This is a genomic window from Sinorhizobium alkalisoli, assembly GCF_008932245.1.
GTDB classification, from domain to species: domain Bacteria; phylum Pseudomonadota; class Alphaproteobacteria; order Rhizobiales; family Rhizobiaceae; genus Sinorhizobium; species Sinorhizobium alkalisoli.
This window is the reverse complement of record NZ_CP034909.1, coordinates 745,297-762,865: the sequence shown is the minus strand read 5'-3', so window position 1 is coordinate 762,865 and position 17,569 is coordinate 745,297. Positions and strand designations below refer to the sequence as shown.

Genomic DNA, 17,569 nt, shown 5'->3' with positions numbered 1-17,569 from the left:
TGTCCCCTCATCCCGCTGCCGCGATCTTCTGGCTGCAGGCGGGGAGAAGGGGACTCGTGGCGCCCCCTCATGCTCTCCGGACCCTCCGGCGAGGAATGGGCCGCCAGCGCGCTGAGGGCCGCCTTTTATAGACCAGTGTCACCCGCCAATCATTGCCCTTCCCATTGCCACGGCAAAGACGCCGATCGCAACGGCCCAAAGCAGCGGCAGTCGCGTCGCAGCAATTGCCGTCGCAAGGGTGGCGAGCGTTTCGGCCGGGCCGGTGGCGAGTGCCGTCGGGGCGATGACGGCCATCAGCACGGCGGGCGGAATAACCTCCAGCGCTCGCCTCTGCTGCGGACCGATGGCGACGAAGCGGATGAGGACGAGGCCGGCGATGCGCGTCAGCGCCGTGGCTGCGGCCATGGCGACGATGGCGAGGAAGGTACTCGGATCGAGGGTCATGCGCAGGCCTCCTGGCCGACGCGCGTCACGAGGGTTGCAACGACACCCGCGGCGGCACCGGCCGCGATGTACCAGACGCCAGGCAGAAGCTGGTGGACGAGCACGGCCGCGGCGGCACTGGCGGCGAGCACCGCGCCGGTCTCGCGGCCCTTCCAGAAACTCGCGACGAGAACCGTGAAGACGGCCGGAAAGGCAAAATCGAGACCGATCGCCTTCGGATCTCCCAGGAAGGCGCCAACGAGCGAGCCCGCAAGGCTCGTCAGCACCCAGACGCAATAGAAGGGTATCGCGAGGCCGGCATACCATGCCGGCGTCAACCGTGTCTCTTCAGCGCGCAGCTCCGCCATCGCCCAGATTTCGTCGGCCAGCAGCAGCATCGCGGCATACTTCGCCGGCCCGGAAAAGGACGGCATCCTCGTGCCTATCGAGACGCCCATCAGGACGTGCCGGATGTTCACGAGCAAGGCCGAGAAGGCGAGCGCGCCCCAGGAGGCCGGATGCATCCAGATATCCATGGCCACGAATTGCGAGCCTCCGGCAAAAACCAGGGCACTCATCATCGTTGTTTCGAGGCTGCTCAACCCTTTGGAAGCGGCAACGGCGCCGAAGACCAGGCCGATCGGGACGACCGCCACGGTAAGCGGCGCCATCGCCCGTACGCCGCCGATAAATTCGTCGAGGATATCCACCCTTTTCACGTCCATGATCTCCGTCCTTTTTACCAGAGCTCATAGGGGGAGAACGATGCCGGGTCTTGAACGAAAGTGATCAGCCGGCGCGGAAAGCACCCGGCGTCACGCCGGTCCTCGCCTTGAAATGACGGGTGAAATGCGCCTGGTCGGCGAAGCCGCAATGATACGCCGTATCGGCGGCCGACCAACCGAGCCGCAGCAGGCTGCGTGCCTCGCGCACGCGCTTGTCAGTGAGAAAAGCATGCGGGGTGATGTGGAACTCCCTGCGGAACGCGCGGATCAGATGCGCGCGGCTGAGGCCCGCCACCTTGGCAAGCTCGTCGAGGCCGATGTCGCGCGCGTAGTTCTCGATCAGATAGTCGCGCGCGCGACGAACGGCAGAGCTCTCACGCGACCGGACGGGAACGATAATCGCACTTCCGTGCCGCTGGAAAAGCGTGGCCAGGAAGCTGAACATGCTTTCGTCCGCCTCCAGAGCTCCCGCCTTACCTTCAAGGGTACGGTGTGCTCGATGGAAGGCATCGGCAAGTTCCGGATCCGTCAGCCGTTGTCGGGAAAAGGAGGGCGTTCCACGGAAAGCGCGGCCCGTGACATCCTCGAGAACGTCGACGAAAAGTTCCATCGAGGGATAGATCATGCGATAGCGGTAGCCGTCAGCGCCGGGATGCCCGTCATGCACCTCGTCGGGGTTGATGAGATAGAAGTCGCCCGGCCCCGTCTGGGATCGCTCGCCCTTGATCGTGCTGATCTGCGAGCCGGCCTCGATGGCGCCGATGCTGAACGTGTCGTGCGCGTGCGGCGCGAATTCATGGGTGATGAAAGTGGCGCTCAGGCACTCCATCCCATTGAAGCGTGGATCCCGCCAGAATCGCGTCCGCTCGGCACCTTTGAGCGGCATGGCCTCGGTGGCCTCTTCCTGAGAAATCGTATGCATCGATCAATCCTAGCGCCGCCGGGCCTGGACGTCTTGTACAAAAGTGCTCGCCCGTCCGCACATTCAGTCCGCCTCGGCGAAGCCGATTTGCCGCCATCGACGCATGCCTGTAAAAGCTCAAGCCACCACCCTACAGCGCCGCGCGTTTGATTGAACGCGCAAAGGTCGCTGTAGCACTTTGAAATGCTGTATGTCTTTGTCCTTGAATCGAAGTCGATTAAAGGAGACATGCAGTAGGAGAGCCCGCCTCATGCACAGCCCAGAATTCATCGCTGCCTCCAACCGGCTCACCATCGACCTTGCCGCGCTCGCCGACAACTGGCGGTCCATGGACGAGCGCTCGGGCAATGCCCGCGCTGCCGCCGTCCTAAAGGCCGACGCCTACGGGATCGGTGTCTTCGAGGCGGCGCCGGTGCTCTATGCCGCCGGAGCGCGTGATTTCTTCGTCGCCAGCGTCGAGGAAGGCGTCGAGCTTCGCCCGCTGCTGCCGGACGCTCGGATCTATATCCTTGGGGGCATGTGGCCGGGCAATGAGGAGCTCTTCTTCGCCAACGACCTCGTGCCGGTCGTCAACTCGGCGGAGCAGCTTGCCGCCTTCATGGCCGCGCTTTCAGAACGGGGCGACTATCCTTGCGTGCTGCATGTCGACACCGGCATGAACCGCCTCGGCCTCTGCGTGGAGGAAGCTCTCGCGCTTGCCCACGACCCGGCGAGGCCCGCAAGCTTCTCGCCGGTGCTCGTTATGAGCCATCTCGCCTGTGCCGACGACCCGAAACATCCGATGAATTTCTACCAGCTTCAGCGCTTCCGCGAGGTGACGGCGGCCTTCGAGGGCATCCCCGCGAGTCTCGCCAATTCGGGCGGCGTTTTCCTCGGCGCGGACTATCATTTCGATCTTACACGCCCCGGAATCGCCGTTTATGGCGGCGAGGCGGTGAACGGCGTCCCCAATCCGATGAAGCCGGTCGTAACTGCGGAAGCGCGCATTCTGCAGATCCGGGCTGTCCCCTCAGGCGGCACGGCAAGCTACGGCGCTTCGGCGCGCTTTGCCCGCGACAGCCGTATCGCCACGGTCGCGATCGGCTATGCCGACGGCTATCACCGTTCGCTTTCGGGCGGCGGCGTCACGCTCCGGCAGGCGATGCCGTCGGGCGCCTACGGCTTCCTGCATGGGCAGAGAGTGCCGCATGTCGGCCGGGTGACGATGGATTTAAGCCTCTTCGACGTCACGGACTTGCCGGAAAGCGCCATTCGCGCCGGCGACTATATCGAGCTCTTCGGCCGCAACGTTGCGATCGACGACGTGGCTCGTGCCGGCGGCACGATCGGCTACGAACTGCTGACGAGCCTTGGTCGGCGCTACTGCCGTGCGTATATCGGCGGCAACTGAGTCAGACCGCTGTTGAAAACCGTCCTTTACAGCGCCGCGCGGCTTTCAGACGCGCAAAGGTCGCTGTAGCTCTTTGACTCCGCTCATCGAGCTTTCCGAAAGTCATGTTCGGGCCGATGCGCTAAGGCGGCATTTCGGGTCATTATGTGACCGCCGAAAGTGATTCTCGGGCGAAGACGCTCCGCCCACCTTCCCGTCTGCCGAAAGCGAGTTCATATGGCGAAAGCCCGCACCCAGTTCATCTGCCAGAATTGCGGCACCGTCCACTCCCGCTGGGCGGGCAAGTGCGACGGCTGCGGCGAATGGAACACGATCATCGAGGAAGACCCGACGGGCGGCATCGGCGGCGGTCCCGCACGCGCACCGAAGAAGGGTCGTCCCGTGGCGCTGACGACGCTTTCCGGCGAGATCGAGGATGCGCCGCGGATCGAATCGGGAATTTCCGAGCTCGACCGCGTGACCGGCGGCGGCTTTGTGCGCGGCTCTGCGCTGCTCGTCGGCGGCGATCCCGGAATCGGCAAATCGACGGTGCTGATGCAGGCCGCGGCGGCCCTTTCCCGCCGCAAGCATCGGGTGATCTATGTCTCGGGTGAAGAGGCGGTAGCCCAGGTGCGGCTGCGCGCCCAGCGGCTCGGGGCCGCCGACAGTGACGTGCTGCTTGCGGCCGAGACCAATGTCGAGGATATTCTGGCGACGCTTTCCGAAGGCAAACGGCCCGACCTCGTCATCATCGATTCGATCCAGACGCTCTGGAGCGATACGGTCGATTCCGCTCCCGGTACGGTGACGCAGGTGCGCACCGGCGTGCAGGCGATGATCCGTTTCGCCAAGCAGACCGGCACCGCGATCGTGCTCGTCGGCCATGTCACCAAGGAAGGCCAGATCGCCGGTCCGCGTGTCGTCGAGCACATGGTCGACGCGGTGCTTTATTTCGAAGGCGATCGCGGCCATCACTACCGTATCTTGCGAACCGTCAAGAACCGCTTCGGCGCGACGGACGAAATTGGCGTATTCGAGATGTCGGATAGTGGCTTGCGCGAAGTCGCCAATCCGTCGGAGCTCTTTCTCGGGGAGCGCAATGAGAAGTCGCCGGGTGCCGCCGTGTTTGCCGGCATGGAAGGAACCCGGCCTCTGCTCGTCGAAGTACAGGCTCTGGTGGCTCCGACCTCGCTCGGCACGCCGCGGCGCGCAGTGATCGGCTGGGATTCGGCGCGGCTCTCCATGATCCTAGCCGTGCTCGAGGCCCATTGCGGCGTACGGCTCGGCCAGCACGACGTCTATCTGAATGTCGCGGGTGGCTATCGCATTTCCGAGCCCGCGGCCGACCTCGCTGTCGCTTCCGCGCTGGTTTCGTCACTTGCCGGGCTTGCCCTTCCGGCTGATTGCGTCTATTTCGGCGAAATCAGCTTGTCGGGTGCCGTCCGGCCGGTTGCGCATACCGCTCAACGTCTCAAGGAAGCCGAAAAACTCGGTTTCTCCCGGGCCGTATTGCCGTCTGCATCGCCCGACCTGCCGAAGAACGGCAATGGCCGGTTAAGCGAGATGGAAACCCTGCCGGATCTCGTGGCGCAGATCGCCGGATCGCGGCGCGTTCTGCAGCAGGCGGAGGAGGCGGATTGAGACATAGGCCCGCGATCGGCGGTGGATAAATGTCTCGGGCGCATGCGCGGGCGTCCGGAGGCAGATAAGCTTTGTATGACCCGCTTGGAGACGGGGTCGGAGTAAGGACAATATGCCCATCACAATTCTCGACGGTATCGTTCTCGGCGTCGCTCTGTTTTCGGCCATCCTCGCGATGGTCCGCGGTTTCTCGCGCGAAGTTCTGTCGGTCGCGAGTTGGATCGGCGCGGCCGCCGCCGCGTATTTTCTCTACCGGTACCTGCTCCCCTATGCGAAGCAATATACCGACAATGATACGGTGGCGCTGATCGGTTCGGCCGCCGTCATCTTCCTGGTGGCGCTGATCGTGATTTCCTTTATCACGATGCGGATCGCCGATTTCATCATCGACAGCCGCATCGGCGCCCTCGACCGCACGCTTGGCTTTCTCTTCGGAGCGGCGCGCGGCATTCTGCTGGTCGTCGTCGCCATGCTGTTCTTCAACTGGCTGGTCTCGCCCCAGCAGCAGCCGATCTGGGTCACGCAAGCAAAATCGAAGCCGTTGCTCGACAATCTCGGCAACAGGCTGGTGGCACTGCTGCCAGAAGAAGCGGACGCCACCATTCTCAACCGTTTGCGCGGCCGTGATACGACTGGCGAAGGAGAGAGCGAAAACCCGCCCGCCGCCAACGAGCAGGCGCCGAGCGATGGCGCTCCGGCGACGAACGGCTGATGAAGGAAGACGTTTGCAAACAAAGCCCGCGGTGCGGGCTTTGTCTATTTGAAATGAGCTCGCAAGGCTTTTCGGCTAAGATTGCTTGACGACTGGCGGAGCGATCACGATATGCGCACGGCGCGGAGCAAGGGCAGACTGCGATGACCGATCTCAGATCCAGTGAAATCCACGACGAATTCGATGGCGATACGCTGCACGAAGAGTGCGGCGTTTTCGGCATTCTCGGCCATGCCGATGCGGCGACGCTGACCGCACTGGGACTGCACGCGCTCCAGCACCGGGGCCAGGAAGCGGCGGGTATCGTCACCTTCGACGGCAAGCAGTTCTACACAGAAAAGCGCATGGGTCTCGTCGGCGACCACTATACCGATCCGGCGACGCTGGCGAAGCTGCCGGGCTTTATCTCCATCGGGCATACGCGCTACTCGACGACGGGCGAAGTGGCGCTGCGCAACGTTCAGCCGCTCTTCGCCGAACTCGAAGTTGGCGGCATCGCCATCGCCCACAACGGCAACTTCACCAATGGCCTGACTCTCCGCCGCCAACTGATCGCCGACGGCGCAATCTGTCAGTCGACCTCGGACACGGAAGTCGTCCTTCATCTCATAGCCCGCTCCAAGCAAGCCTCCTCCTCCGATCGCTTCATCGACGCCATTCGCCAGATGGAAGGCGGCTATTCCATGCTGGCGATGACGCGAACCAAGCTGATCGCCGCGCGCGACCCGATCGGCATCCGGCCCCTCGTGATGGGCGAACTCGACGGCAAGCCGATCTTCTGTTCGGAAACTTGCGCGCTCGACATCATCGGCGCCAGGTACATCCGCGATGTCGAGAACGGCGAAGTGGTCATTTGCGAGATCCAGCCGGACGGCTCGATCTCGATCGATGCGCGTAAGCCCGAATCGCCGCGGCCTGAACGGCTCTGCCTCTTTGAGTACGTCTATTTCGCGCGTCCGGATTCGGTCGTCGGTGGCCGCAGCGTCTATGTGGCGCGCAAGAACATGGGCATCAATCTCGCCAAGGATGCGCCTGTCGAAGCCGACGTCGTCGTTCCCGTGCCCGATGGCGGCACTCCCGCCGCACTCGGCTACGCGCAGCAGAGCGGCATTCCCTTCGAATACGGCATCATCCGAAACCACTATGTCGGACGGACGTTCATCGAGCCGACGCAGCAGATCCGGGCCTTCGGCGTCAAGCTGAAGCATTCGGCCAACCGGGCAATGATCAAGGACAAGCGTGTGGTTCTCGTCGACGATTCCATCGTGCGCGGCACGACCTCGGTCAAGATCGTGCAGATGATCCGCGACGCCGGGGCGCGGGAAGTGCATGTGCGCGTCGCGAGCCCGATGATTTTCCATCCGGACTTCTACGGCATCGACACGCCGGACCGCGACAAGCTGCTTGCCAACCAGCACGCCGATCTCGCCTCCATGTGCCGATATATCGGCGCTGATTCGCTCGAGTTCCTCTCGATCGACGGCCTTTACCGCGCCGTCGGCGGCACGTCGCGCGACCCGCAAGCGCCGCAGTTCACCGATCACTATTTCACCGGTGATTACCCCACCCGCCTACTCGACCAGGAAGGCGCGAGCAACGTCCGCAAGCTCTCGGTTCTTGCCAGCAACGGATAACAAGACAACAAAATGACGCCCAATCTGAAAGACCGGATCGCCGTCGTCACCGGCGCATCGCGCGGCATCGGCTACTTCACCGCCCTCGAGCTCGCCAAGGCCGGCGCGCATGTTATCGCTTGCGCCCGCACCGTCGGCGGACTGGAAGAGCTTGACGACGCCATCAAGGACGTTGGCGGCTCGGCCACGCTTGTTCCCTTCGACCTTGCGGACATGGCCGCTATCGACAAGCTTGGCGGCGCCATCAACGAGCGCTGGGGCAAGCTGGACATTTTGGTCGCTAACGCCGGCGTGCTCGGGACGACTTCGCCGATCGGCCACGTGGAGGCAAAAGTCTTCGAAAAGGTGATGACGATCAACGTCACCGCGACCTGGCGACTGATCCGCTCCCTCGAGCCGCTGCTCGTGCGCTCCGATGCGGGTCGCGCCCTGCTTCTCTCGTCAAGCGCCGCACACAAATGCAGGCCCTTCTGGGCCCCCTACTCCGCCTCGAAAGCCGCCGTCGAGGCGCTGGCGCGAACCTGGGCGCATGAAACACAGCGTCTGCCGCTGCGCATCCTGAGCGTCGATCCAGGCGCGACCCGCACCGCCATGCGGGCGCAGATGATGCCGGGCGAGGATCCATCGACGGTGCCGCACCCTTCCGAGGTCGCCGCCGCGCTGATGCCGCTCTTCGGTCCCGAGCAGACGGAAACTGGCAAGCTCTTCATCGTTCGTGAGAAGAAGATCGTCGATTACCGCAGGCCGGAATAGGACTTTTCGACGACAGCTTGTAGGCTCGAATAAGTGGAAGATGGCCCCTCTCCTCGGGTTTAACCGGTTTAACCCGAGGACTGACCCAATCCCTGCGCGCGGGGAGAGGGTACTGAGACGCTGCGGCAAGTCCCTTCTCCCCGCCTATTCAGTATCCCCTGGAAGCCCATCGCCCCCTTGCGGTACCGTCCAGTCGCCATATTTGCGCTGCCAGGCGCGCGCGCCGAAGGGCAGGCTGATCAGGTAGGCCAGCGCGGTCACCACCATGGTTTCCCAGGTATAGGTCATCAGCGTCGCAACATAGAGGACGACGACGAGGATGACCGGAAGCACGAGATCGCGACGCACACGGCTGGTTTCCGACTTGCCGGACCAGACCGGCAAGCGGCTGACCAGCAGGAAGGCGATCAGAACGGTATAGGCTGACGCGATCAGGGCAAACACCCGCTCGGGCGCGAATCCGAGCAGGCCGATATAGACCGGCAGGAGCACGAGTATGGCGCCCGCCGGCGCCGGAACGCCGACGAAATATTCGGACTGCCAGGAGGCTTTCACCTGACGCTCGGCCATGACGTTGAAACGGGCGAGTCGCAGTCCGGTCGCAATGGCGTAGATGAGGGCCGCGATCCAGCCGATCGAGCGTGCCTGATCGAGCAGGAAAACATAAAGGACAAGTGCCGGAGCCACACCGAAGTTGATGATATCGGCAAGTGAATCCATCTGGCCGCCGAAATTCGACGTCGCCTTGAGCAGGCGTGCCACGCGTCCATCGATGCCGTCCAGGAACGCCGCCAGCAAGACCATGCCAACCGCCAGCTCGAAACGATTCTCGAAGGCGAGACGAATGCCGGATAGGCCGGCGCAGATCGCCAGAACCGTGATCATGTTGGGGATCATCAGGCGCAGCGGTATTTCGCGCAGCCGCGGCCCGCGCGCCTTGTCATGGGTGCCGCTCGCGTCGGCGTCCGATGCCGGCACACCCGCCGCCTTGTCCATCCGGGGCTCTTCCATCCGGGGCTCTTCCATGACCACTCCTTATGCGCGATGGCTGATGACGGGCCCCTTTTCCGAGCCGAATTCGGCAAGCACCGTTTCCCCAGCAACGGCCGTCTGGCCGACGCTGACGCGCGGCGCGGCACCCTCGGGCAGAAAGACATCGAGCCGAGAACCGAACCGGATCAGACCGAAACGCTCGCCCGCTTCCAGTGCAGCGTCCTCCCGCGTCCAGCAGAGGATGCGGCGCGCGACCAGACCAGCGATCTGGACGACCCCGATCGCGCCATGGTTCGTTTCGATGACAAGGCCGTTGCGCTCGTTATCGTGGCTTGCCTTGTCGAGTTCCGCATTGAGGAAGCTGCCGGCCCGATAGGCGATGCGCCGAACCGTACCGCCCATCGGCGCACGATTCACATGACAGTCGAACACATTCATGAACACGGAGATGCGCAGCATCGGTTCAGAACCGAGACCCAATTCCTCCGGCGGCGTCACACGGGCGATCGCCGACACGCGCCCGTCGGCCGGACTGATGACGAGGTCTTCGTCGATCGGCGTCATGCGCTCGGGGTCACGGAAGAAATAGGCGCACCAGGCGGTCAGCAGGAAGCCGATCCACATCAAGGGCTCCCACAGGAGGCCAAGCACCAGTGAAACGGCGAAGAAGATCGCGATGAAGCGATAGCCTTCCCTGTGCACCGGAACGAGCGTGTTGCGCACTGTGTCGACCAAGTTCATGAAATCTACTCCAGATTTTACGCCGAACGTCACCTCCGGCGCCAAGCGTCTCGTCAGACGCGCCAAGGTCGCCGTAGCACGTTGAATTGCCGCATGTCTTTGTCCTTAAACCGAATTCGATTCAAGGAGACATGCAGTAGCGCGAATTGGACGGCCCGGCAACGCCTGGACGCCGACCCGGGCTGCAACCGGTACTCTTCAGAGGGCGGGCACGCCGCGGTCGACGATGCCGAGATCGTCGCTTTCGCGCACCCGCTTCAACTGCTCCTCCGCCTGCGTCGCCTCGCGCTGGCGGCTCCACATCGAAGCATAAAGGCCGTCGCGATCGATGAGTTCCCCATGCGTGCCACGCTCGGCAATGACCCCGTCCTTCAGTACGATGATCTCGTCGGCATTGATGACGGTCGACAGGCGGTGGGCGATGACGAGGGTCGTGCGATTGCGTGAGATCACGTCGAGAGCCGCCTGGATTTCCTGTTCCGTCTTCGTGTCGAGCGCCGATGTCGCTTCGTCGAGAATCAGGATCGGCGGCGCCTTCAGGATTGTTCGGGCGATGGCGACGCGCTGCTTCTCTCCGCCCGAGAGCTTCAGCCCGCGCTCGCCGACCATTGCGCTGTAGCCCTCCGGCAGGCCGCGGATGAAATCGGCGATCTGTGCGGCTTCGGCGGCCGCTGCAACCTCGGCATCGGAAGCGCTCACCCGGCCATAGCGGATATTGTAGGCGATCGTGTCGTTGAAGAGCACCGTGTCCTGCGGCACCATGCCGATGACGGCGCGCAGGCTCTTCTGGGTGACATCGCGCACGTCCTGGTCATCGATGGTGATCGATCCCCGCTGCACATCGTAGAAGCGGTAGAGAAGCCGAGAAAGGGTGGATTTGCCGGCGCCGGACGGACCGACGACAGCGACCGTCTTGCCGGCGGGCACTTCGAAGGATATCCCCTTCAGGATCGGCCGTGCCGGATCATAGGCGAAATGCACGTCGCGAAAGGCGATCCCTCCGCGCTCGATCTTGAGATCGGTCGCACTCGGCCGATCGACGACTTCCGGACATACGTCCAGGAGGTCGAACATGTGTTCGATATCGGTGAGGCCCTGGCGGATTTCGCGATAGACAAAGCCGATGAAGTTCAAGGGAATGGCGAGCTGGATGAGCATCGCATTCACGAAGACGAAGTCGCCGATCGTCTGTTCGCCGCGCTGAACGGCCAGCGCCGTCATCGTCATCATGACCGCTGTGCCGCCACCGAAGATCAGCGCCTGTCCGAAGTTCAGCCAGCCAAGCGAGGTCCAGACCTGGGTCGCGGCCCGTTCATAGCGCGCCATCGAGCGGTCGAAGCGCTTGGCCTCCATTTCCTCGTTGCCGAAATACTTGACCGTCTCAAAGTTCAGGAGCGAGTCTATCGCCTTGGTGTTTGCGTCCGTATCACTGTCGTTCATCGAACGACGGATGGCGATGCGCCAATCGCTGGCTCGCACGGTGAACCAGATATAGAGCCAGACGGTAACGGCGGTAACGAGGAGATAGCTGAAGCCATAGCCCCACCAGAAGATCACCGCCGTCAGCAGGAACTCGATAAGCGTCGGCACGCTGTTCAGAATCGTGAAACGGACGATCGTCTCGATGCCCTTGGTACCGCGTTCTATGATGCGCGATAGCCCGCCGGTGCGCCGCTCGAGGTGGAAGCGCAGCGACAGCTGATGCATGTGCACAAAGGTTCGGTAGGCAAGCTGCCGAACGGCGTGCTGGCCGACACTGGCGAAAAGCGCGTCGCGCAGCTGATTAAGACCGCTCTGCAACAGACGCGCGAGGTTATAGGCGAGCACCAGCATGACGGCGCCGGTGAGGAATTGCGGCAGGAAAGCCAGATCATCCGGTCTGTCATTGAGCGCATCCGTGGCCCATTTGAAGAAGTAGGGCACGAGGATGAGGACGACCTTGGCAACCACGAGAATCACCGTCGCCCAAACGACCCTGAGCTTCAGGTCAAAACGGTCGGCCGGCCACATATAGGGCCAGAGATTCGCGATCGTCGACAAGGGGTTGCTGGTGTCGGCGGAAACCGTTTTCGTCTGAGTGCTGGATGCCACGTGTCAGTCCGCTTCCGATGCTCTTGATGGTCATCGTTTTCCGGGCGCTCAAAGGGCCGTCGCAAACCCCTATCTCGTCCGGCTCAATGAAAAGCGGCGTCTTTGAGGACGCCGCCTTTGCTTCACAGATAGGTCAGCTCTCCCTAAGCCGCAATGGAAGCGCGGCCGGAAGCGCGATTAATCCTCGTGTCGCATGTGCTTGCGATGGATCTCCCGCGATTCCACATCGGAAAGCGCCTCGTGGGGCACGCCAAAAACCTGGCCCGGTTGAATGAGGTCGGGATTTTCGATCTGCTCACGGTTGGCGAGATAGATCGTCGTGTAGCGAACGCCCGCCCCGTAGACGCGCCTCGAAATCTCCCAAAGCGTATCGCCGCGGCGAATGATCACGGAAGACTTGCTTTCCTGGAGCGGCGCCTGCTGGATCGTCGCCGGCTGCTCATCCGCAGTGGCCGGCGCGGCCGCCGCCATCTGCTTGGTCTCGATGTCGGACTTGGCTGCGGTTTCTTCCGCTTCCTCGACCTTTGGCTGCTCGACAGCGCTCATGGTTTCCGGTTGCGTTGCCATCACGGGCTTGTCTGAAGCGAGGGCCACCGCGACACTCGCCGGTCGCGGCAATGCGGGGCCGATCACGCCATCCACCTTGTCCAGGGCGGCAACTACGCTTGCGGGATCCTGCGGCGAAGACTTCAGAACCGACAATGCCTTGCCGGCCGCATTGGAGGCGTCATTCGCCGCCGCGACCACCGCCGGCGCGGAATTGTCGGCGGGTTTGAATTCCGCAAGCGACTGAAGGGCGAACTCGGTGGCCGATCGTGCTGCCGCCAGCTGTTCGGCCGTCGGCTGTTTGCCGTCGGCGAAGAGGCCTTTCAACAAAGCGAGCGCCTTGCCTGCTTCCGTCTTCAGCCCGTCAAGCCCCGTGGCGGCGGCGTCAGCCGGCGTAGCGGCAATCGCCGCGACCTGCACGCCCTCGGGCCGATCGAAGGGCACCGACGCACGCATGGCTACCTTGGTGGCGTCGTCGTTCATCATATCGGCCCGGATGATATGGCTGCCGACCGCGAGATCAATCGTACCATCGACGACGAATTGCCCCTTTCCATCGGCCCTCATCTCTCCGAACAGCGAGTCGTCGGCATAGATTCGCACCAGCGCCCCCGGCCTTGCATTGCCGGCGACGAACATGGTCTTTCCTTCGATCTCCACGGCCGTCACCTGCAGCCCCGGCACCGCATTGGGCGTGTCCGGCGTTGCCGGGGCCGCAGCAGTATCCGCCTGTGCGACTGGTGCAGCGGCCGACTGCGCCGGCTCGTCCTCGGCTTTCGGCGTAGTGATCAGCCGACTCGCCTCGCCCGGTCGGGACACCATCGCCAACAATTGGCCGCCCGGTTCCTTCGGAACGGAAATGGTCGCAACCTCGTCCGACGTCCTGCTTGCACCACCCGCGCCGACACTCCTGAGCGTCAGCTGGTGATCGCCGGCCGGCAGAGGCTTGTCGAACACGGCCGCAAAATCCCCTCCTGCACTGACGTCCGCCGTGCCGAGAACCGTATCACCACTTAGAATCTCGAGCTTTGTACCCGGTTCAGCGCGACCGGCGATCACCGTCGACCCGTCGGGCTCGACGCGAAGGACGTCGAATCCGGGTACGGTCCAGTCCTTGGCCGCATCCGCATCGGAGGCGGCGACCTGCGCTCCGTTGGCAGGAGCGGTTTCCGCCGTTGCCAGCGCCGGCTCACCCGATACTCCGCCGGCCGTGGATTGTGCGGCCTCTTCCGTCGTCTCGTCGTTCAGGTTCGGCTGGACTACGAAAACCATCAGCGCAGTCGCAATCGCCAGCACGCTAAGGGCCACCCAGCTGGCTTTGTTCTTTATCATGCCACTCTCCACAGCAGCAGAGCATCATGCTCCGCGCATCCCCATTGCAGGCCTACGGTCGCCAAGCTTTTGCCGCATTATAGCGCAACGGCGACCCGTCCGTCGGAATTCTTCAGTGTATCGCTGAAATTGCTAACGTTTCCTATGGCTCGGCACAAGCGCCGAGTGTGCAGGCGCACATCCGCGGAGAGGCTTTTTCCCTCATTTTCCTTGACCCATGCTGCGCTGCAATGTCACTTGGCGGCATGAGCAAGGAAGCTACCACGATTCGATCCGTCTGCGTTTATTGCGGCTCACAGCCCGGACGTGATCCCGACCACATGCTGGCTGGACGCCTTCTCGGCAAGTCCATCGCGTCGCATGGCCTGCAGCTTGTCTATGGTGGCGGCACGCGAGGCATCATGGGCGCGGTTGCAAGCGGTGTGCTCTCGGCGGGCGGCCACGTCACCGGCATCATTCCCGAGTTTCTGATGGACAAGGAAGCGACTCGCCATTCGTTGGGGCAGCTCAACGAGCTCATCGTCACGGCCGATATGCACGAGCGCAAGCACAAGATGTTCGAGCGTGCCGATGCCTTCGTCGCGCTGCCCGGCGGGATCGGTACGCTGGAAGAGATCGTCGAGATCATGACCTGGGCGCAACTCGGCCGGCACCGCAAGCCGATGGTGTTCGGAAATATCAATGGATTCTGGACGCCGCTGCTGGAGCTCCTGCAGCATATGCGCGACGAAGGCTTCGTCCACACGTCCCATCTCGTTCAACCACTCGTTATCGACAAGGCCGAGGAGATCGTTCCCGGCATTCTCGGCGTAGCGACTTCAAAAGGCAGCGAGGGCGAGAGCGGGATCATCTCCAAGCTCTGAACTTTCGAGGGAAAGGGGCCGAAGATCGCGGCCCCGACATCGGCTCATTCGGCCGGCGTCGGCCGCGCCGCTCGGCGCGCCCTGCTTTCGGCCAGCATCGCGCCTGAATAGAGGAACAGCGCCGCCCAGATCAAAATGAATGCGACGAGCTTCATGGCTCCGAAGGGCTCGTTGAAGACGAAGACTGCGATCAGGAAGATCATCGTCGGGGCGATATATTGCATGATGCCGATGGTCGAGAGCCTGAGCAGCTTGGCGCCGTTGGCATAGATCATCAACGGCACGGCCGTAACCAGACCGCAAGCGAGAAGCAAAAGGACATCGGTCATTCCGGTATCGCCGAAATGCCCCTCACCCGTTGCCTCGAGCCAGACGACGTAGCCAAGCGCGGGGACGCTCAGGAGAAGCACTTCCAGGAAAAAGCCCTGGTTCGGTCCGATCGGCAGCGTCTTGCGGAAAAAAGCGTAGAAGCCCCACGAGAAGCAAAGTCCGATCGACACCCAGGGAAGACCGCCGGCGTCGAGGGCAAGCACGGCAACCGCCAGTGCGGCAAGCGCGATCGCCACCATCTGCGCCGCGTTCGGCCGCTCCTTGAGCAGCACCGCGCCGAGAAAGATGGAGAAGAGCGGGTTGATATAATAGCCGAGCGCCGTCTCGATCGCCCGGCCGGCACCGATCGCCCAGACATAGATGCCCCAGTTCACCGTGATGAGCGCGGCCGTCAAGGTCGCCATTTTCAGCATGCGCGGAGAGCTGAGCGCCGCCTTGAGCTCCTGTGTGCGGCCGAGCCACACAAGCACGAGCCCCGCGAGCGGCACCGACCAGACGATGCGATGGGCGACGACCTCGGGCGCCGGGATATGCGCCACCGCCTTCATGAAAAACGGCAGAAAACCCCAAAGAAGATATGCCGCCAGCGCGAAGGCGAATCCTCGTGCGGAATCGGTATTGTCGGCGGGCGGTTTCGCGTTCGGCTCGGCCATGGTCGTGGTCCTGAAAACGGCGCCGGAGTCATGCGAGGGCACGCAATCACTCCGGCAAAAATCACGGCTCGTCCCACGGACCGCCGTTCCTCGAGCGTCCTACTCCAACGAATGGTGATGCACCAATTCATTTCCGTGAAGCGAAGCGTGAGTGTTGCTGAAGGTTGCGACAGGAATTGCCGCCATACCCTTTGAAGTTCGAACGGTCCTACTCCGCCGCCACCAGTCCGACCTGGTCGCGGTTCTTGAGCAGCTTGTAGACGATGCTGTCCATCAGCGCTTGGAAGGAGGCATCGATGATGTTGTCGGATACGCCGACCGTCCACCAGCGCGCGCCGGTCCGGTCCGTCGACTCGATCAGCACCCGGGTGACGGCCTCGGTGCCGCCATTGAGGATGCGCACCTTGTAATCAGCGAGTTCCAGGTCGGCGATTTCCGATTGGTACTTGCCGAGGTCCTTGCGCAGCGCGAGGTCGAGCGCGTTGACCGGACCATGGCCCTCGGCGACCGACATCATCGTCTCGCCGTCGACGATCACCCTGGCCACGGCTTCCGAGACGGTCTTCAGATTGCCATTCGCATCGAAGCGACGCTCGACCATCACGCGGAAGCTCTCCACATGAAAGAAATCCGGCACCGTACCTAAGATGCGGTTGGCGAGCAGCGTGAAACTCGCATCCGCGCCCTCGTAGGCATAGCCCGTCGCCTCGCGCTCCTTGACGATCGAAATCAATTTGTCGAGGCGCGGATCGTCCTTGCCGACCGTGATGCCGCGGCGCTTCAGCGCATTGATGAAATTTGCCTTGCCGCCCTGGTCCGAGACCATGACCTTGCGCAGGTTGCCGACGCTTTCCGGCGCGACATGCTCGTAGGTGCGCGGGTCCTTCAGAAGAGCCGAGGCATGAATGCCGGCCTTGGTGGCGAATGCCGAAGCGCCGACATAGGGCGCCTGCGGATCCGGCGAGCGATTGAGGAGTTCGTCGAAGGCATGGGCAAGCTCAGTCAGTTCCTGCAGCCTCTCGGCGTCGATGCCTGTCTCAAAACACCCCGAATAGGTCTCCTTGAGCCCCAGCGTCGCAATCAGCGTCACGAGGTTGGCGTTGCCGCACCGCTCGCCGATTCCGTTCAGCGTTCCCTGGATCTGGCGCACGCCAGCCTCGACGGCGGCGAGCGAATTCGCCACCGCCTGTCCGGTGTCGTTGTGGGCATGGATACCGAGCCTTGCACCCGGCACGCCCGCCGCAATCATCGCCGAGACGATCTCGCGGACTTCGGAGGGCTGGGTGCCGCCATTGGTGTCGCAGAGCACCACCCAGCGTGCGCCCGCCTGGAGCGCAGCTCTTGCGCAGGCGGTGGCATAGGCCGGGTTTGCCTTGTAGCCATCGAAGAAATGCTCGCAGTCGACCATCGCCTCGCGGCCGGAGGCGACGACTGCCTCCACCGAGGCGCGGATGCTCTCGAGATTTTCGTCCTCGGTGCAGCCGAGCGCCACCGAGACATGGTAATCCCAACTCTTGGCGACGAGGCAGATCGCGTCGCTCGCGGCGGCGAGCAGCGCGTTGAGGCCGGGATCATTTGAGGCCGAGACGCCCGCACGCTTGGTCATGCCAAAGGCGACGAAAGAAGCCTGCGCCGTGCGTTTGCGCTTGAAGAATTCCGTGTCCGTCGGATTGGCGCCCGGATAGCCGCCTTCGACATAGTCGACGCCGAATTCATCAAGCATCGCCGCGATCGCAATCTTGTCCTCGACGGAAAAGTCGATGCCGGGCGTCTGCTGCCCGTCTCGAAGCGTCGTGTCGAAGAGATAGATGCGTTCCCTGGTCATGGCTTGGTTCCAAATG

The 17,569-nt window shown here is 63.0% G+C and carries 15 protein-coding genes; 6 read left to right on the top strand and 9 right to left on the bottom strand.

The window, feature by feature from the left end; all coding sequences use genetic code 11:
- Positions 1-138: 138 nt before the first annotated feature.
- The 3 genes from EKH55_RS03670 to EKH55_RS03660 form a co-directional block, all read right to left on the bottom strand.
- Positions 139-444 (bottom strand): AzlD family protein, encoded by a 306-nt coding sequence (locus tag EKH55_RS03670; protein ID WP_069460594.1) that lies wholly within the window; start codon positions 442-444, stop codon positions 139-141.
- Complete coding sequence (locus EKH55_RS03665) at positions 441-1,094, bottom strand: AzlC family ABC transporter permease (RefSeq protein WP_106407950.1); 654 nt, start codon at positions 1,092-1,094, stop codon at positions 441-443. The genes EKH55_RS03670 and EKH55_RS03665 overlap by 4 nt, the downstream gene beginning before the upstream one ends.
- 118 nt (positions 1,095-1,212) lie before the next feature.
- A complete protein-coding gene (locus EKH55_RS03660) occupies positions 1,213-2,070 on the bottom strand; it encodes an AraC family transcriptional regulator (RefSeq protein ID WP_069460592.1) in 858 nt (285 codons plus the stop codon).
- A gap of 250 nt (positions 2,071-2,320) precedes the next feature.
- Between EKH55_RS03660 and alr the strand changes: the two genes are divergently transcribed.
- The 5 genes from alr (at position 2,321) to EKH55_RS03635 (ending at position 8,179) form a co-directional block, all read left to right on the top strand.
- Positions 2,321-3,460: an alanine racemase gene (gene alr, locus EKH55_RS03655; RefSeq protein WP_151610990.1), complete on the top strand. Its 1,140-nt coding sequence runs from the start codon at positions 2,321-2,323 to the stop codon at positions 3,458-3,460.
- 216 nt (positions 3,461-3,676) lie between these two features.
- Positions 3,677-5,080 carry a DNA repair protein RadA gene (gene radA / locus EKH55_RS03650; protein WP_151610989.1) on the top strand — a complete coding sequence of 468 codons (1,404 nt, stop codon included), beginning with the start codon at positions 3,677-3,679 and terminating at the stop codon, positions 5,078-5,080.
- A 112-nt stretch (positions 5,081-5,192) separates the two neighbouring features.
- Positions 5,193-5,792 carry a CvpA family protein gene (locus tag EKH55_RS03645; protein ID WP_069460589.1) on the top strand — a complete coding sequence of 200 codons (600 nt, stop codon included), beginning with the start codon at positions 5,193-5,195 and terminating at the stop codon, positions 5,790-5,792.
- Positions 5,793-5,935: 143 nt separating this feature from the next.
- Positions 5,936-7,426, top strand: coding sequence for an amidophosphoribosyltransferase (gene purF, locus EKH55_RS03640; protein WP_069460588.1), 1,491 nt, complete (start codon positions 5,936-5,938; stop codon positions 7,424-7,426).
- 12 nt (positions 7,427-7,438) lie between these two features.
- Positions 7,439-8,179, top strand: a complete 741-nt coding sequence (locus EKH55_RS03635) for an SDR family NAD(P)-dependent oxidoreductase (protein WP_069460587.1) — start codon at positions 7,439-7,441, stop codon at positions 8,177-8,179.
- A gap of 144 nt (positions 8,180-8,323) precedes the next feature.
- Here EKH55_RS03635 and EKH55_RS03630 read toward each other — a convergent pair whose 3' ends face one another.
- The 4 genes from EKH55_RS03630 to EKH55_RS03615 form a co-directional block, all read right to left on the bottom strand.
- Complete coding sequence (locus EKH55_RS03630) at positions 8,324-9,175, bottom strand: CDP-alcohol phosphatidyltransferase family protein (protein WP_225192498.1); 852 nt, start codon at positions 9,173-9,175, stop codon at positions 8,324-8,326.
- Between the two features lie 39 nt (positions 9,176-9,214).
- The gene (locus tag EKH55_RS03625; RefSeq protein WP_069460585.1) at positions 9,215-9,913 is read right to left on the bottom strand and encodes a phosphatidylserine decarboxylase; all 699 of its coding nucleotides are present in this window, start codon (positions 9,911-9,913) and stop codon (positions 9,215-9,217) included.
- A gap of 198 nt (positions 9,914-10,111) precedes the next feature.
- Positions 10,112-12,004 (bottom strand): ABCB family ABC transporter ATP-binding protein/permease, encoded by a 1,893-nt coding sequence (locus EKH55_RS03620; RefSeq protein WP_069460584.1) that lies wholly within the window; start codon positions 12,002-12,004, stop codon positions 10,112-10,114.
- A 177-nt stretch (positions 12,005-12,181) separates the two neighbouring features.
- Positions 12,182-13,882: a LysM peptidoglycan-binding domain-containing protein gene (locus EKH55_RS03615; RefSeq protein WP_069460583.1), complete on the bottom strand. Its 1,701-nt coding sequence runs from the start codon at positions 13,880-13,882 to the stop codon at positions 12,182-12,184.
- Between the two features lie 245 nt (positions 13,883-14,127).
- On the opposite strand from EKH55_RS03615, the gene EKH55_RS03610 reads away from it, so the two are divergent.
- The gene (locus EKH55_RS03610) at positions 14,128-14,745 is read left to right on the top strand and encodes an LOG family protein (protein WP_083265423.1); all 618 of its coding nucleotides are present in this window, start codon (positions 14,128-14,130) and stop codon (positions 14,743-14,745) included.
- 44 nt (positions 14,746-14,789) lie between these two features.
- On the opposite strand, the gene rarD is transcribed toward EKH55_RS03610, so the two are convergent.
- Together rarD and cimA are read right to left on the bottom strand one after the other, a co-directional pair.
- On the bottom strand, positions 14,790-15,728 hold the full coding sequence (rarD, locus tag EKH55_RS03605; RefSeq protein WP_069460844.1) for an EamA family transporter RarD: 939 nt from the start codon (positions 15,726-15,728) through the stop codon (positions 14,790-14,792).
- Positions 15,729-15,936: 208 nt separating this feature from the next.
- Positions 15,937-17,553: a citramalate synthase gene (cimA, locus tag EKH55_RS03600; RefSeq protein WP_069460581.1), complete on the bottom strand. Its 1,617-nt coding sequence runs from the start codon at positions 17,551-17,553 to the stop codon at positions 15,937-15,939.
- Between the last annotated feature and the right edge of the window lie 16 nt (positions 17,554-17,569).

Bases quoted from the DNA above. Each gene is read 5' to 3' on its own strand.
- cimA (WP_069460581.1), bottom strand. From the start codon at position 17,553: ATGACCAGGGAACGCATCTATCTCTTCGACACGACGCTTCGAGACGGG.
- EKH55_RS03660 (WP_069460592.1), bottom strand. From the start codon at position 2,070: ATGCATACGATTTCTCAGGAAGAGGCCACCGAGGCCATGCCGCTCAAA.
- rarD (WP_069460844.1), bottom strand. From the start codon at position 15,728: ATGGCCGAGCCGAACGCGAAACCGCCCGCCGACAATACCGATTCCGCA.
- EKH55_RS03610 (WP_083265423.1), top strand. From the start codon at position 14,128: ATGAGCAAGGAAGCTACCACGATTCGATCCGTCTGCGTTTATTGCGGC.
- EKH55_RS03670 (WP_069460594.1), bottom strand. From the start codon at position 444: ATGACCCTCGATCCGAGTACCTTCCTCGCCATCGTCGCCATGGCCGCA.
- EKH55_RS03630 (WP_225192498.1), bottom strand. From the start codon at position 9,175: ATGGACAAGGCGGCGGGTGTGCCGGCATCGGACGCCGACGCGAGCGGC.
- EKH55_RS03625 (WP_069460585.1), bottom strand. From the start codon at position 9,913: ATGAACTTGGTCGACACAGTGCGCAACACGCTCGTTCCGGTGCACAGG.
- radA (WP_151610989.1), top strand. From the start codon at position 3,677: ATGGCGAAAGCCCGCACCCAGTTCATCTGCCAGAATTGCGGCACCGTC.
- EKH55_RS03645 (WP_069460589.1), top strand. From the start codon at position 5,193: ATGCCCATCACAATTCTCGACGGTATCGTTCTCGGCGTCGCTCTGTTT.
- alr (WP_151610990.1), top strand. From the start codon at position 2,321: ATGCACAGCCCAGAATTCATCGCTGCCTCCAACCGGCTCACCATCGAC.
- EKH55_RS03635 (WP_069460587.1), top strand. From the start codon at position 7,439: ATGACGCCCAATCTGAAAGACCGGATCGCCGTCGTCACCGGCGCATCG.
- EKH55_RS03615 (WP_069460583.1), bottom strand. From the start codon at position 13,882: ATGATAAAGAACAAAGCCAGCTGGGTGGCCCTTAGCGTGCTGGCGATT.
- purF (WP_069460588.1), top strand. From the start codon at position 5,936: ATGACCGATCTCAGATCCAGTGAAATCCACGACGAATTCGATGGCGAT.
- EKH55_RS03665 (WP_106407950.1), bottom strand. From the start codon at position 1,094: ATGGCGCCGCTTACCGTGGCGGTCGTCCCGATCGGCCTGGTCTTCGGC.